This is a genomic window from Streptomyces phytophilus (assembly GCF_013870535.1).
GTDB classification, from domain to species: domain Bacteria; phylum Actinomycetota; class Actinomycetes; order Streptomycetales; family Streptomycetaceae; genus Streptomyces; species Streptomyces phytophilus.
In genome coordinates this window covers 1-1,201 of sequence record NZ_JACBXC010001581.1, presented here as the reverse complement: position 1 = coordinate 1,201, position 1,201 = coordinate 1, and the positions used below count along the sequence as shown (strand labels likewise).

Genomic DNA, 1,201 nt, shown 5'->3' with positions numbered 1-1,201 from the left:
ACCACACCGCCTCGTCCGGCGTCATGCCCATCTCCCGTACCGCGACGGCCACGCAGAACGGCATCGAGCTGGTGAACGACGAGCCCGGGTTGCAGTCCGTCGACAGCGCCACCGTCGCGCCCGCGTCCAGCACCCGCCGCACGTCCGGGTAGACCGCCCGCGTCGAGAACTCGCACCCCGGCAGGAACGTCGCCACCGTCGACCCCGACGCCAGCGCGCCCACGTCGGCGTCGCTCAGGTGCGTCAGATGGTCCGCCGACGCCGCCTCCAGCTCGACGGCCAGCTGCACGCCCGGCCCGTACGACAGCTGGTTGGCGTGCACCCGCGGGGTCAGGCCGCGTGCCTTGCCGGCCGCGAGGACCGCCCGCGCCTGGTCGCCATCGAACGCGCCCTTCTCGCAGAAGACGTCGATCCACCGCGCGTACGGCGCGCAGGCGTCCAGCATCTCGCCGGTGACCAGGTCGACGTACGCGCCCGGATCGTCCGCGTACTCCGGCGCGACGACGTGCGCACCGAGGTACGTGATCTCCTCCACCCCCGCCACCCGCTCCGCCGCGACCCGCAGCGCCCGCGACTCGTCCGCCGCCGTCAGGCCGTAGCCGGACTTGGTCTCCAGGGTCGTCGTGCCCTGGCGGAGCATCTCGCGGACGAAGCGGGCGAGGTTGGCGGCCAGTTCCCCGTCGGTGGCGGCGCGGGTGGCGGCGACCGTCGTGCGGATGCCGCCCGCCCCGCGCTTTTGATAGGACGCAGCCCGGCGGCCGGACATCCGGGCGGCGAACTCGCCGGTGCGGTCGCCGGCGAAGAGGAGGTGGGAGTGCGAGTCGACGAAGCCCGGGAGCAGCGCCCGGCCGGCCGCGTCGTACACCGCGTCCGCGGCAGGCGCCGCGCCGGTCGCGCCGACCCAGGCGACCCGGCCGCCTTCGAAGACGACGGCCGCGTCCTCAAGCAGCCCGAGCGGGCCGTCGCCGAGCGCCGGGTCGTTGGTGACGAGGCTGCCGATGTTGACGACGGCTGTGGCTGCGGCAGTGCTTGCGGCAGTGGCTGCGGCGGTCATGGTCCTGCCCTCGTGGGTCGGTTGCTTGCCGGATCGGATTCGGGAGTCAGCGGCGCAGCGCCCCGACGGCCGCCGCCAGCGCTCCCGGTACGTCCTCCACGAGCGCGTGCACCCCGTCCCGTACGACGTGCCGGCCCGCCACCACCG

At 74.7% G+C, this 1,201-nt stretch carries 1 protein-coding gene; it reads right to left on the bottom strand.

Annotated features, from left to right (window positions below; all coding sequences use genetic code 11):
• A partial coding sequence (gene hutI / locus H5J30_RS34400) for an imidazolonepropionase (RefSeq protein WP_181791737.1) occupies window positions 1-1,054 on the bottom strand: 1,054 nt, incomplete at its 3' end.
• Window positions 1,055-1,201: the final 147 nt, after the last annotated feature.